Source organism: Burkholderia sp. IO2, from assembly GCF_029522185.1.
Taxonomy (GTDB): domain Bacteria; phylum Pseudomonadota; class Gammaproteobacteria; order Burkholderiales; family Burkholderiaceae; genus Burkholderia; species Burkholderia cenocepacia.
Map to the genome: position 1 here is coordinate 146,801 of NZ_JAKWFH010000006.1, position 13,460 is coordinate 160,260.

Below are 13,460 nucleotides of genomic sequence, written 5' to 3' on the forward strand. Positions count from 1 at the left end.
AATAACTCCAAATCAACAGCCGGAAGTAGCCGGTTTTGCATCCAATCTCCACGGGAAATTGCCGATAATCTGACGACTGCCCGGCCTCCGAAGCGCGCGATCCCCGCGCGCCGCGGCGCCGCTTTCAGGAGTTTCCAGATGCCGCACGTCGCCTGGTTGCCGTTCATGGCCACCTCCCTTCTGATCATTCTGACGCCCGGCCAGGACATGGTCCTCGTGATGTCGCGCACGCTGTCCGGCGGCACGCGCGCGGGCCTCGTGACCGCCGCGGGTGTCAGCGTCGGGCTGCTCGTGCATACGATGCTCGCGACGCTCGGGCTGGGCGCCCTTCTTCAGGCCTCCGAATGGCTGTTCACGGCGCTGAAGATGGTGGGCGCGCTATACCTGCTGTACCTCGGCATCACGCTGTTGCGCTCGACGGGCGAATTGACGCTCGCGGGCCACGGCAATGCGCCGGCATCGCGGCTGCGGGCGTTCGCGCAAGGCGCGCTGTCCAATGTGTCCAATCCGAAGGTCGCGCTTTTCTATCTGGCGTTCCTGCCGCAGTTCGTGCCGGCCGGCGCCCCCCATCCGATGCTGTCGCTGTTCGTGCTGGGTGCGACGTTTGCCGGGCTGACGTTTCTCGTCAAGGGGCCGGTCGCGCTGTTCGCCGGCCTGCTGTCGGCATCGATCCGCCGCAACCCGCGCATCCTGACGCGCATGCATCGCGTCAGCGGGGTAGTCTTGCTCGCGCTGGGCGTGAAGCTGGCGCTCGAACGCCGCTGAGCGCGGCCGCGGCGCCGGCGCGCCTGCCGGCTACTCCGCCGGCAACGCGTCGGCCAGCGCCCGCATCGCCTCCGCCGTTTCCGGGTTCGCCGGAAAGAACGCCTCGATCGCGAGTTCCGACAGCGTCACGTCGACCGGCGTGCCGAATACCGTCGTCGTACTGAAGAACGTCAGCTCGCCGCTCGCCGTGCGCAGCCGCAGCGGCACGGCGATCTCCGCGAAATCGGTGCGTGCGTGCGAATCGTCGGGCTGGCCGGCCGGTGCCGGATACGCGGCGAGCTCGTCGCGCAGCGCATGCAGCGTACGGTCGCCGCTCGCATCGATCTGCCGCTGCAACCGATGCAGGATGTGCGCGCGCCATTCGTGCCAGTTGGCGATCTGCGACGCGAGGCCGTCCGGATGCAGGCTCAGTCGCAGCACGTTGACGGGTGGTTGCAGCAGCGCCGGATCGGCCTGCGCGACCAGCGCGCCGAGCATCCGGTTCGCGGCGAGCAGCGTCCAGTGGCGGTCCACCGCGAGCGCCGGATAAGGCTCGTGCCCGCGCAGCACGGCTTCGACCGCATGACGCGCGGCATCCAGTTGCGGGTCCGAAAACGGCCGTTCGCGAAACAGCGGCGCGAAGCCGGCCGCGACGAGCAGCGCGTTGCGTTCGCGCAGCGGCACGTCGAGGCGCTCGGCGAGATGCAGCACCATCTCGCGGCTCGGCTGCGCGCGGCCCGATTCGACGAAGCTCAGGTGGCGCGCGGAGACTTCCGCATCGAGCGCGAGCGCCATCTGGCTCAGGCGCCGGCGTTGCCGCCACGTGCGCAGCAGCGGGCCGATGCCGGACGCGCGGCCGGCGGACGGGGAGGGCGAATGGAGCGTGGCGGTCGAGTTCATGGAGCGAATGATAGGCAATCTCGCGCCGCTTCGGCATTACCTGCGAGGTAAGCGCCGCGTGCCGCCGCGGTCGCGCGCAGCCGCTGCGTTACCATAGCCCCCGTGCCACCTGAGAGGCGGCGCCGGACCTGCGGCCACGATGCCGAGGCCGGACCCCGCGCACATCGACAACAAGGCATTCCAGGGGAATCCAACAATGAAAAAACTTGCCGTCCGGCTCGCCTGCGTGGCGACGCTCGCACTCGCCGCGACCAGCGGCCACGCGCAGACCGAAGCCGCGCAGGTGGAAATGAGGGCCGCCGCCGCGGCCGCCAACGAAGCGGTCGTGAAGGGGCCGACCGACATCGACGTCAAACACGAAGCCGTGCTGAAGCTGAAAGCCGGCGAATCGTTCGTGCCGGCCGCCGAAGCCGGCCGCTACCTGCGCTCGATGGGCAACGCGATCGACGAAGCGAAACTGGTCGGCCTCGTGCTGCCCGACGATCCGGACGCCGACTGGATTTCGGTCGTGTCGTTCGAGCCGAGCGGCTACATCCGCGACGACGACGCGAAGGACTGGAAGCCCGACGAACTGCTGAAAAGCCTGCAGGCCGGCACCGAGGAAAACAACCCGGCGCGCAAGGCGCGCGGCCTGCCCGAAACCGAGGTGGTCGGCTGGGCGAAGGCGCCCGCGTACGACGCGGCCACGCACCGGCTCGTGTGGTCGGCGATCATCCGGGACAAGGGCGCGGCGCCGAATGCCGCGAACGACGGCGTGAACTACCGGACGCTCGTGCTCGGCCGCGACGGCTACCTGTCGCTGACGATGGCGTCGACGCTCGCCGACCTGCCGAAGTACAAGGCGTCGGCCGACGAACTGCTGTCGAACATCCGTTTCAACGACGGCAAGCGCTATGCCGACTTCAACCAGTCGACCGACCACGTCGCCGAGTATGGGCTCGCGGCGCTGATCGTCGGCGTCGGCGCGAAGAAGCTCGGCCTGCTCGCGCTGATCGGCGCGTTCGCGGTCAAGTTCTTCAAGATCGGCGCGGTCGCGCTGCTGGCCGGCGGCGCGGCGCTCAAGCGTTTCTTCGGGCGCAAGCCGAAGGCGGCCGCGGCCCCGGCCATCGCGGATGCATCCGACGCCGCCGCCACGGAGCGCAAGGAATGACGAAGCTGTTGCTGCTGATCTTCGGCGGCCTGAAGCTCGGCAAGGTGCTCGTCTCGGCGGGCACGATGCTCGCGTCGATCGCGGTCTACGCGCTGTTCTACGGCTGGCGCTTCGCGGCCGGTTTCGTCGCGTTGCTGCTGGTGCACGAAGCCGGCCACTACGTCGCCGCGCAGCGGCGCGGGCTCGACGTCGGGCTGCCGACCTTCATCCCGTTCGTCGGCGCGTGGATCCAGTTGAAGGACATGCCGCACGACGCGGAAACGGAGGCCTACGTCGGCCTCGCCGGGCCGTTCGTCGGCACCCTCGGCGCGCTGGCCTGCTACGCGGCCGCGCGCCACACCGACAGCAACCTGCTGCTCGCGCTGTCGTACACGGGTTTCTTCCTCAATCTGTTCAACATGATTCCGCTGTCGCCGTTCGACGGCGGGCGGATCACCGCGGTGCTGTCGCCGCGCATCTGGTTCGCCGGCGTGCCGGTGCTGATCGCGCTGTTCGTGTATTGGCCGAGCCCGCTGCTGATCGTGATGGCGATCCTCGCGCTGCCGCAACTGAAGCGCGCGTGGCGCTACGATCCCGACGCGCCGGAGAACCGCGTGTACTACGCGACGTCGATCGAGACGAAGACGACCTACGCGCTTTGCTACGTCGGTCTGCTTGCGTTCCTCGCGTTGATGACGTCCGGCGTGCACGACATGCTGCGCGCCGTGCACGCGTCGACCTGACGTCGCTCCGATGTAAAAAAACGGCGGCCGCGCATGAAGCGGCCGCCGTTTTTCAAAGGTCGAACCTCACGCGTCGCGATGACGCAGTTCGACGCGCTTGATCTCCTTCACGATCACGAGATAGCTGAACACGGTAACGAGCGCGTTCAGCCCGACGAACACGAGCGCGCCGTTGAACGAGCCGCTCGCGCCGACGAGGTAGCCGATCGCGATCGGCGCGACGATGCCCGCCGTGTTGCCGAACATGTTGAACAGGCTGCCCGACAGGCCGATCGCTTCCTTCGGCGCGGTATCCGCGACGACGGCCCAGCCGAGCGAGCCGATCCCCTTGCCGAAGAACGACACGGCCATCAGCATGATGACCAGCGCTTCGCTGTCGACGTAGTTGCAGCCGATGATGACCATCGACAGCAGCATCCCGCCGACGATCGGGATCTTGCGCGCGAGCGTCAGCGAAACGCCGCGGCGGATCAGCGCGTCCGACAGCATCCCGCCGAGCACGCCGCCGAGGAACCCGCAGATCGCCGGCAGCGACGTCATGAAGCCGGCCTTCAGCAGCGACATCCCGCGCGCCTGCACGAGGTAGATCGGAAACCACGTGAGGAAGAAGTACGTGAGCACGTTCACGCAGTACTGGCCGACGTACACGCCGATCAGCATCCGGTTCGACAGCAGCTGGCGCACGTAGTACCAGCCCGCCACGCGGCTGCCTTCGGACGCGCCGCCGCTACCGCGCGTGGTGGACCGCACGAGGCCGCCGCCCTGCTCGATATGGTCGAGCTCCGCCCGGTTCACGGCCGGATGGTCGGCCGGGTCCTTCACGACGCGCAGCCACAGGAATGCGAGCGCGATGCCGGCGAGGCCGAGCCACAGGTACACCTGGTGCCAGCCGTACGCATGCGTGAGCCAGGCCATCAGCGGCGAGAACACCACGGCCGCGAAGTACTGCGCGGCGTTGAAGATCGCCGATGCGGTGCCGCGCTCGGCCGTCGGGAACCAGCTCGCGACGACCTTCGCGTTCGCCGGAAACGCCGGCGCCTCCGCGATGCCGACCGCGAAGCGCATCGCGAACAGCGCGGCGACCGCGAACGCGGCGCTGCCGCCGAGGCCGATCGTGCTCTGCAGCAGCGTGAACGCCGACCACAGGAAGATGCTCGCCGCATACACGCGCCGCGCGCCGAAGCGGTCGAGCAGCCAGCCGCTCGGCAGTTGCGCGAGCACGTACGCCCAGCTGAACGCCGAGAAGATGTAGCCCATCGTCACCGGATCGATGCCGAACGCCTTGCGGATCGGCGTGCCGGTGATCGACAGCGTGGCGCGGTCCGCATAGTTGAGCGTCGTGACGACGAATAGCATCGCCAGGATCCAGTAGCGCACGGCGGTCCGGCGCGCGGTGCGCGCGAGGTCGAGCGGAAGATCGCGCGGGGAGGGTTGATTGCTCACTTTAAATATACGTCGTCGTATGACATGAGCGAAAGTTTATTGAGAATGCTCGAATCCAGAAACCTCGGGTTTTCCCTTTGAGGATCGTCGTCACAGTGTGGGAAAGTCGTGAGAGGCTGGCCGGGAAAGGCTTCCGCGTGTATCGTCGGCGCCTTTGCCTGCGGACAGGATACTGCGCGGATGTCGGCAGACATCGTATCTGTTGAGCTACAATAGGCAATCCATTCCCGAACCACGGAGCACACCCATGCAACTGACAGGAGAGATGCTGATCGGCGCCGAAGCGGTGGCCGGCTCGGCCGGAACCTTGTACGCGTTCGATCCGGCGAAGGGCGCACCGATCGAGGCGCCGGCGTTCGGCGTCGCGACGCAGGCCGACGTCGACCGCGCGTGCGAACTCGCACGCGACGCGTTCGATGCGTACCGCACGCAGCCGCTCGCGGCCCGGGCGGCGTTTCTCGAAGCGATCGCCGATGAAATCGTCGCGCTCGGCGACGCGCTGATCGAGCGCGCGCACGCCGAAACGGGCCTGCCCGTCGCGCGGCTGCAGGGCGAGCGCGGCCGTACCGTCGGCCAGCTCCGGCTGTTCGCGCGTGTCGTGCGCGACGGACGTTTCCTCGCCGCGTCGATCGATCCCGCGCAGCCGGCGCGCACGCCGCTGCCGCGTTCGGACCTGCGGCTGCAGAAAGTCGCGCTCGGGCCCGTCGTCGTGTTCGGCGCGAGCAATTTCCCGCTCGCGTTCTCGGTGGCGGGCGGCGATACCGCGTCGGCGCTCGCGGCCGGCTGCCCGGTGATCGTGAAGGCGCATGAAGCGCACCTCGGCACGTCCGAGCTGGTCGGCCGCGCGATCCGCGCCGCCGTCGCGAAAACCGGCATGCCGGCCGGCGTGTTCTCGCTGCTGGTCGGCCCCGGCCGCGTGATCGGCGCGGCGCTGGTCAGTCATCCGGCGATCCAGGCCGTCGGCTTCACGGGCTCGCGGCAGGGCGGGATGGCGCTCGTGCAGCTCGCGAACGCGCGTCCGCAGCCGATTCCCGTCTATGCGGAAATGAGCAGCATCAACCCGGTCGTGCTGTTCCCGGCCGCGCTGGCCGCGCGCGGCGACGCGATCGCCGCGGGCTTCGTCGATTCGCTGACGCTCGGCGTCGGCCAGTTCTGTACCAATCCGGGCCTCGTGCTCGCGATCGACGGCCCCGATCTCGACCGCTTCGAGACGGTCGCCGCGCAGGCGCTCGCGAAGAAGCCGGCCGGCGTGATGCTCACGCGCGGCATCGCCGATGCGTACCGTCACGGTCGCGGCAAGCTGGCCGAACTGTCGGGCGTGCGCGAAATCGGCTCGGGCGAGGCGGCGCAGACCGACTGCCAGGCGGGCGGCGCGCTGTACGAAGTGGGCGCGCAGGCGTTCCTGGGCGAGCCGGCGTTCAGCCACGAAGTGTTCGGGCCGGCGTCGCTGATCGTGCGCTGTCGCGATCTCGACGAAGTCGCACGCGTGCTCGACGCGCTCGAAGGCCAGTTGACGGCCACGCTGCAGATGGATGCCGACGACAAGCCGCTCGCGCGCCGGCTACTGCCGATCCTCGAGCGCAAGGCCGGGCGCCTGCTGGTCAACGGCTACCCGACCGGCGTCGAGGTGTGTGACGCGATGGTGCACGGCGGGCCGTTCCCCGCGACGTCGAACCCGGCCGTCACGTCGGTCGGTGCGACGGCGATCGAGCGTTTTCTGCGGCCGGTGTGCTATCAGGACTTCCCGGACGACCTGTTGCCGGAAGGGCTGCAGGAAGGCAACCCGCTCGCGATTCCGCGGCTGCGGGACGGCAAGGCGGAGTGACGGGCGGCGGCCCGGCGGCGAACGCCGGGCCGCTCGCCGGATGGGTAAAAACGGAGGCGGCCGGTGGCCGTCTCCGTTTTTTTCAGCGCGGCTTTCCTGTTGGCACCGTTTCTCCTACAGTAGCGAAGCCTCGGACCGTCAGGTCCGCGGGCGAGCCTGAGAGACGCACAAGACCAACAAGGAACCATCCAATGAATATCAGCAAGCGTGGCGACCACCTGTTCGCGGCCGGATTGTGGAAAGCGATCGGCGACGTCGCGAAATCGGTCCGTACCCAGATCGGCGAAACCAGCGAAGGGCGCGTGCTGGCCGACGCGCTGTTCGCGCTGCAGCGCGAGCTGGGCGGCAGCGAATTCGACGTGACGATCAACCAGGGGCGGCCCGTCGTGGGCCCCGATCCGCATTCGGTGATCTTCGGCAGGGCCGTCGAGCGCTTCAAGCAAGACATGGAGGCGGTGGTGTTCGCGCTGAAGCACCGCCGCAGCATCGACGGGCCGAACGGCGCGCAGCGCGCCGACGCGCTCACGCAGGCCAACACGCATCTCGCGACGGCGAAGCAGTACGCGATGTTTACCGTCGGGCGCTTCTTCGATGCAGTCGTCGATCGCGACGTGCTGGAACAGATCGTGGGCGCCGAGTCGCCGGCGCGCGGCCGGCCGCTTGCGGCGCGCAAGGGGATCGACGAGACGCAGCACACGCTCACCGGTGTGCGTCAGCGGATCATCGGCGCGATCGCGCAGATGTAATGCAATGGCCGCGCCGGCTCGTCGAGCCGCGCGGCCATCGCGTGAGACGGAGGCGGAGCGGGACGCCCGCGCCGCCGGCGAACCCGCTTACTGCGGGCCCATCTTCCTGATCAGCACGTCGAGCTCGGCCGCTTCGGCTTCGGTGAGATCGACGAGCGGTGCGCGCACCGGGCCCGCATCGTGGCCGACGAGCTTCGCGCCCGCCTTCACGATGCTGACCGCGTAGCCCGCGCGGCGATTGCGGATCTTCAGGTACGGCAGGAAGAACTCGTCGATCAGGCGGCCGACCGTCGCGTGGTCGTCCTTCGCGATCGCTTCGTAGAACGCCATCGCCGTCTTCGGGATGAAGTTGAACACGGCCGACGAATACACCGGCACGCCGAGCGCCTTGTACGCGGCGGCATAGACTTCGGCCGTCGGCAGGCCGCCGAGGTACGCAAAGCGATCGCCGAGGCGGCGGCGGATCGTGACCATGCTCTCGATTTCACCGACGCCGTCCTTGAAGCCGATCAGGTTCGGGCAACGGTCGGCGAGGCGCTCGAGCATGTCCGCATTCAGCTTCGAATTCGCGCGGTTGTACACCACGACGCCGATCTTCAGCGCGCGGCACACCTGCTCGACGTGGTCGGCGATCCCTTCCTGGCTCGCTTCGGTCAGGTAGTGCGGCATCAGCAGCACGCCGCTCGCGCCGAGGCGCTCGGCCTCCTGCGCATATTCGATCGCGACGCGCGTCGCGCCGCCCGCGCCGGCGAGGATCGGCACCTTGCCCTTGCAGGTTTCCGTCGCGACGCGGATCACGTCCGAATACTCGCGCTGCGTGAGCGAGAAGAATTCGCCGGTGCCGCCGGCCGCGAACAGCGCGCTCGCGCCGTACGGCGCCAGCCATTCCAGGCGCTCGGCATAGGTGCTCGGACGGAAGCTGCCGTCGGCGTCGAAATCCGTCAGCGGAAACGACAGCAGGCCGTGGGAGATGATCTGTTTGAGTTCTTGCGGTGAAGTCATGGTTGGGGTCGTCCGTCTAGCGCGAGTGCTGGTTCGTCGGGAACGGCATACGAGCCGAATTGGCGATGTCGTTGTATGTCATCGTACAACGCAAGAAAGAGCGACGCAAGCGGTTTGCTGGCGGGTCAAGGGTAGGGTCTTTCCGGATAAGGGTTTACGCAGCATCGTCGAGTGAGGTTGAATGTCGTATGATGACTAACGATATCGCAGAATGCTTCCAGGAATTCCGATGACTGCTTCCCCGCTCTACATCCGCGTGCATCCGGACGACAACGTCGCGATCGTCGTCAACGACGGCGGTTTGCCCGAAGGCGCGACGTTCGCCGACGGGCTGACGCTGTGCGAAGGCGTGCCGCAAGGACACAAGGTCGCGCTCGTCGACCTCGCGGCCGGCGCCCCGGTCGTGCGCTACAACGTGGTGATCGGCTATGCGCTGACCGACCTGCGCCGCGGCAGCTGGGTCAACGAGCGCACGATGCGCATGCCCGAGCCGCCGGGCCTCGACGACCTGCCGCTCGCGACGCGTGCCGCGCCGCCGCTCGAGCCGCTCGAAGGCTATACGTTCGAGGGTTTCCGCAACGCCGACGGTTCGGTCGGCACGCGCAACATCCTCGCGATCACGACGACCGTGCAATGCGTGTCGGGCGTCGTCGAACATGCGGTGAAGCGGATCAAGGACGAACTGCTGCCGCGCTACCCGAACGTCGACGACGTGGTCGGGCTCGAACATACGTATGGCTGCGGCGTCGCGATCGATGCGCCGGACGCCGACATCCCGATCCGCACGCTGCGCAACATCAGCCTGAATCCGAATTTCGGCGGCGAAGTGATGACCGTGAGCCTCGGCTGCGAGAAGCTGCAGCCCGAGCGTCTGCTGCCGCCGGGCGCGATCCCGGTGAGCGCCGACGGCGCGACCGGCAACGGCGGCGTCGTGTGCCTGCAGGATGCCGCGCACGTCGGCTTCAATTCGATGATCGACTCGATCATGAAGATGGCCGAATCGCATCTCGAGCGGCTCAACCGCCGCCGTCGCGAGACGTGTCCCGCGTCGGATCTCGTCGTCGGCGTGCAGTGCGGCGGCAGCGACGCGTTCTCGGGGCTCACCGCGAACCCGGCGGTCGGCTTCGCGGCCGACCTGCTGGTGCGTGCGGGTGCAACGATCATGTTCTCGGAAGTGACCGAAGTGCGCGACGGCGTCGCGCAGCTCACGTCGCGCGCGGCGAACGAGGACGTCGCCCGCGAGATCATTCGCGAGATGGACTGGTACGACCGCTACCTGCAGCGCGGCCGCGTCGACCGCAGCGCAAACACGACGCCGGGCAACAAGAAGGGCGGGCTGTCGAACATCGTCGAGAAGGCGATGGGGTCGATCGTGAAGTCGGGCAGCGCGCCGATCGCCGGCGTCGTGCGCCCCGGCGATCGGGCGCGGCAGAAGGGGCTGCTGTACGCGGCGACGCCCGCGAGCGATTTCATCTGCGGCACGCTGCAGCTCGCGGCGGGGATGAACCTGCACATTTTCACGACCGGCCGCGGCACGCCGTACGGCCTCGCGCAGGTGCCGGTGATCAAGGTCGCGACGCGCAGCGATCTCGCGCGCCGCTGGCACGACCTGATGGATCTCGACGCCGGGCAGATCGCGACCGGCGCGGCGACGATCGAGGACACGGGCTGGGAATTGTTCCGGCTGATGCTCGACGTCGCCAGCGGCAAGCGCCGCACGTGGGCCGAGCAATGGAAGCTCGCGAATGCGCTGACGCTGTTCAATCCGGCGCCGGTGACCTGATACGTGCGGGTGGTAGCGGCAAGACGATGCGGGCGCCTTCGGGCGCCCGTTTTCTTTTGGGGCGGCGCACGCGCGATTTCCTTACCTCGCACGTAATCGACCGTCCGCGCGCGCCCGGCGACGATAGCGGCACGCGGACCCGAAACGTCCGCGACATCGTCCACCGACACAAGGAGCCTCGCCATGAACACCGCTCAATCCGCTTCGTCCGTCCACGCCGACCTGGTCGACCGCTACTTCGACGCGTGGAACGAACCCGACGTCGCGCGCCGCCGCGCGCTGATCGACGCGACCTACGCGAGCGACGCGGCCTATCGCGATCCGCTGATGGCCGGCGACGGCCACGCGGGCATCGATACGATGATCGCCGCCGTGCAGCAACGTTTCCCCGCGTACCGCTTCCGCCGCACGACTGACGTCGACGCGTTCGGCCAGCATCTGCGGTTCTCGTGGGCGCTCGTGTCGCCCGACGGCGCGGCGATCGTGAAGGGCTCGGACTTCGGCACCGTCGACGCATCGGGCCGCCTCGCATCGGTCACGGGTTTCATCGACGAAATGCCGGCCGCGGCGTCGTGACGCGAACGGCACATGCGCAGCGGCCGCCGGGATCGGGTAACGTTATGCGATTCGTTCCTGATCCCGGAGACTAGCCGACATGCTGAAGAATCTCGACCCGCTGCTGCACGCCGACATCCTGCACACGCTGCGCGCGATGGGCCACGGTGACGAAATCGCGATCTGCGATGCGAATTTCCCGGCGGAATCCGTCGCGGAGCACACGGTGGTCGGCCGCGCGCTGCGGATCGACGGCGCCGATTCGGCGCGCGTCGTGCGCGCGGTGCTGTCCGTGCTGCCGCTCGATACGTTCGTCGACACGCCCGCATGGCGGATGGAAGTCGTCGGCGACGCGGCCGCGGTGCCGCCCGTGCAGCGCGAAGTGCAGGCCGAGATCGACCGCGCGGAAGGGCGCGCGGTGCCGCTCGCCGGCATCGACCGTTTCGCGTTCTACGAGCGCGCGCAGCAGGCGTATGCGGTGATCGTCACCGGCGAAACGCGCGGCTACGGCTGCTTCATCTTCAAGAAGGGCGTGCTGTTGAGCGACGCGGGCTAAACGCGTTTTTTCCACGCGTCGGGCCGCGGGCGTCGCCGCCGCAGTGTAAAGATTTGCTACAACCTTTTTCTTGGACACCGCGGAAAGACCCTCTATGCTGGCCCATTTGCCGCGCGCCCCCTGCCGGGCCGCGCGGCCGGCCGAATTGCATACGAGGAGAGAGGCATGACGCGTACCGTCGATTCCGGCGTCATTTTTTTCGCACGCCTGGCGCTGGCGGCGTTGTTCTTGTGGGGCGGCATCATGAAGCTGCTCGGCTACAGCGACTTCGTCGCGTATCTGCACGGGATGAACGTGCCCTATCAGCAGGTCGTCGCGCCGATCGTCGTCGCGATCGAGGGGCTCGGCGGCCTGCTGCTGATCGTCGGTTACAAGGTACGGCCGCTCGCGTTGCTGATGGCGGTCTACACGATCGCGACCGCGATGGTCGGGCACAATTTCTGGGACGCGACGAACGCGGCCGTCCAGCACGACATGGTGATTCACTTCTGGAAGAACGTCGCGATCGCCGGCGGGTTCCTGCTGCTGTTCGTCACGGGCGCAGGCGGCGCGAGCATCGACGCGCTGCGCCGGCCGAGTTCGTCGTACGGCGTGCTGCGCTGAACCGGGCAGATTCACGCAGCCGCCGCCAGGCCGACGCAAGACAAAAGGGCCGAATCCCGCACGCTGCGGGATTCGGCCCTTCGTTCATCCGGCCCGCGCGTGCGCGCCGACGTTCAGCGTGCGTCCTTCACATCCTTCGCATCCTTCGAGAACTGCACGGCGATCGCGCCCAGCACGCAGATTGCCGCGACGTACACGACCGGCGCGAGCGGATTCGACTTCATCATCAGCGACACGATCACCGGCGTGAGGCCGCCGAAGATCGCATACGCGACGTTGTACGAGAACGAGATGCCCGAGAAGCGCACGACGGCCGGGAAGCTCTTGACCATCACGAACGGCACCGCGCCGATCGTGCCGACCATGAAGCCCGCGATCCCGTAGTAGAGCGGCAGCGTCGACGCATCGGCCGCGACCTGCGCGAACAGCAGGTAGTAGCACGCGGCCAGCCCGAGCCCGCCGATGCCGAGCACGCGCTTCGCGCCGATCCAGCCCGCGAGCGAACCCGCGGTGATGCAGCCGGCCGTCAGGCACAGCGTCGCGACGCTGTTCGCGAACAGCGTCGTCGCCGGCGTCAGGTGGAACTGCTTCTGCAGCAGCGCGGGCGTCATCAGGATCACGACGACGATCGCGGCCGACAGCATCCACGTGAGCAGCATCGACACGATCACCGCGCGGCCGTGGTCGCGCAGCACCGCCTTCAGCGGAATCTCGGCCGCGAGCGCCTTCTTCGCCTTCATCTCGGCGAACACCGGCGTTTCATGCAGCCAGCGGCGCAGGTACACCGAGAACAGCCCGAACACGCCGCCGAGCAGGAACGGAATGCGCCATGCGAACGCGCCGACTTCGGCCGTCGAGTAGCGGCTGTTGATGCCGGCCGCGACGAGCGAGCCGAGCAGGATGCCGGCCGTGAGACCCGCGGTCAGCGTGCCGCATGCGTAGCCGATATGGCGCGACGGCACGTGCTCGGACACGAACACCCACGCGCCCGGCACTTCGCCGCCGACCGCCGCGCCCTGCAGCACGCGGAACAGCAGCAGCAACACCGGCGCGAGGATGCCGATCGTGTCGTAGGTCGGCAGCAGGCCCATCAGCAGCGTCGGCACCGACATCATCAGCACGCTCAGCGTGAACATCCGCTTGCGGCCGAACAGGTCGCCGAAGTGCGCCATGATCACGCCGCCGAGCGGACGCGCGAGATAGCCGGCCGCGAAGATGCCGAACGTCTGCAACTGGCGCAGCCAGTCGGGAATGTCGTGCGGGAAGAACAGTTGTCCTATCGCCGGCGCGAAGAACACGAAGATGATGAAGTCGTAGAACTCGAGGGCGCCGCCGAGTGCGGCAAGGCCAAGGGTCTTGTAGTCGCTGCGCGTGAGCGCGCGTTCGGCGGCGCGAGGCACGCCGCTCAATTCGGAAGCTTGCATGGTCAGG

At 68.0% G+C, this 13,460-nt stretch carries 13 protein-coding genes; 9 read left to right on the forward strand and 4 right to left on the reverse strand.

Annotation, left to right across the window (positions count from 1 at the left end):
• The first annotated feature begins 138 nt into the window (after window positions 1-138).
• Window positions 139-765 (forward strand): LysE family translocator, encoded by a 627-nt coding sequence (locus MMB92_RS05790; RefSeq protein ID WP_006491345.1) that lies wholly within the window; start codon window positions 139-141, stop codon window positions 763-765.
• Between the two features lie 30 nt (window positions 766-795).
• Here the strand turns inward: MMB92_RS05790 and MMB92_RS05795 are convergent, their stop codons facing one another.
• On the reverse strand, window positions 796-1,644 hold the full coding sequence (locus MMB92_RS05795) for a helix-turn-helix transcriptional regulator (RefSeq protein ID WP_109342841.1): 849 nt from the start codon (window positions 1,642-1,644) through the stop codon (window positions 796-798).
• Window positions 1,645-1,840: 196 nt separating this feature from the next.
• Between MMB92_RS05795 and MMB92_RS05800 the strand changes: the two genes are divergently transcribed.
• Together MMB92_RS05800 and MMB92_RS05805 are read left to right on the forward strand one after the other, a co-directional pair.
• Window positions 1,841-2,794, forward strand: a complete 954-nt coding sequence (locus tag MMB92_RS05800; protein WP_109342840.1) for a DUF2167 domain-containing protein — start codon at window positions 1,841-1,843, stop codon at window positions 2,792-2,794.
• Complete coding sequence (locus MMB92_RS05805; protein ID WP_277562594.1) at window positions 2,791-3,516, forward strand: site-2 protease family protein; 726 nt, start codon at window positions 2,791-2,793, stop codon at window positions 3,514-3,516. The genes MMB92_RS05800 and MMB92_RS05805 overlap by 4 nt, the downstream gene beginning before the upstream one ends.
• 66 nt (window positions 3,517-3,582) lie before the next feature.
• Here MMB92_RS05805 and MMB92_RS05810 read toward each other — a convergent pair whose 3' ends face one another.
• Entirely contained in the window at window positions 3,583-4,959 is a 1,377-nt protein-coding gene (locus MMB92_RS05810) for an MFS transporter (protein ID WP_006494259.1), read from the reverse strand.
• Window positions 4,960-5,206: 247 nt separating this feature from the next.
• Here MMB92_RS05810 and MMB92_RS05815 point away from each other — a divergent pair, with 247 nt between their 5' ends.
• Window positions 5,207-6,784 (forward strand): aldehyde dehydrogenase (NADP(+)), encoded by a 1,578-nt coding sequence (locus tag MMB92_RS05815; protein WP_264832790.1) that lies wholly within the window; start codon window positions 5,207-5,209, stop codon window positions 6,782-6,784.
• A gap of 191 nt (window positions 6,785-6,975) precedes the next feature.
• Complete coding sequence (locus tag MMB92_RS05820) at window positions 6,976-7,530, forward strand: hypothetical protein (protein WP_069352611.1); 555 nt, start codon at window positions 6,976-6,978, stop codon at window positions 7,528-7,530.
• 87 nt (window positions 7,531-7,617) lie between these two features.
• On the opposite strand, the gene kdgD is transcribed toward MMB92_RS05820, so the two are convergent.
• The gene (gene kdgD, locus MMB92_RS05825; protein WP_006491348.1) at window positions 7,618-8,532 is read right to left on the reverse strand and encodes a 5-dehydro-4-deoxyglucarate dehydratase; all 915 of its coding nucleotides are present in this window, start codon (window positions 8,530-8,532) and stop codon (window positions 7,618-7,620) included.
• A 229-nt stretch (window positions 8,533-8,761) separates the two neighbouring features.
• On the opposite strand from kdgD, the gene garD reads away from it, so the two are divergent.
• From garD to MMB92_RS05845, 4 genes are all read left to right on the forward strand, one after another.
• On the forward strand, window positions 8,762-10,315 hold the full coding sequence (gene garD / locus MMB92_RS05830) for a galactarate dehydratase (RefSeq protein WP_112750425.1): 1,554 nt from the start codon (window positions 8,762-8,764) through the stop codon (window positions 10,313-10,315).
• 183 nt (window positions 10,316-10,498) lie between these two features.
• Window positions 10,499-10,891 carry a nuclear transport factor 2 family protein gene (locus MMB92_RS05835; RefSeq protein WP_006491341.1) on the forward strand — a complete coding sequence of 131 codons (393 nt, stop codon included), beginning with the start codon at window positions 10,499-10,501 and terminating at the stop codon, window positions 10,889-10,891.
• Between the two features lie 79 nt (window positions 10,892-10,970).
• Window positions 10,971-11,426, forward strand: a complete 456-nt coding sequence (locus tag MMB92_RS05840) for an RbsD/FucU family protein (protein WP_006491332.1) — start codon at window positions 10,971-10,973, stop codon at window positions 11,424-11,426.
• Window positions 11,427-11,591: 165 nt separating this feature from the next.
• Entirely contained in the window at window positions 11,592-12,029 is a 438-nt protein-coding gene (locus MMB92_RS05845) for a DoxX family protein (RefSeq protein WP_006491342.1), read from the forward strand.
• A 113-nt stretch (window positions 12,030-12,142) separates the two neighbouring features.
• Here MMB92_RS05845 and MMB92_RS05850 read toward each other — a convergent pair whose 3' ends face one another.
• The gene (locus tag MMB92_RS05850; RefSeq protein ID WP_006494264.1) at window positions 12,143-13,453 is read right to left on the reverse strand and encodes an MFS transporter; all 1,311 of its coding nucleotides are present in this window, start codon (window positions 13,451-13,453) and stop codon (window positions 12,143-12,145) included.
• Between the last annotated feature and the right edge of the window lie 7 nt (window positions 13,454-13,460).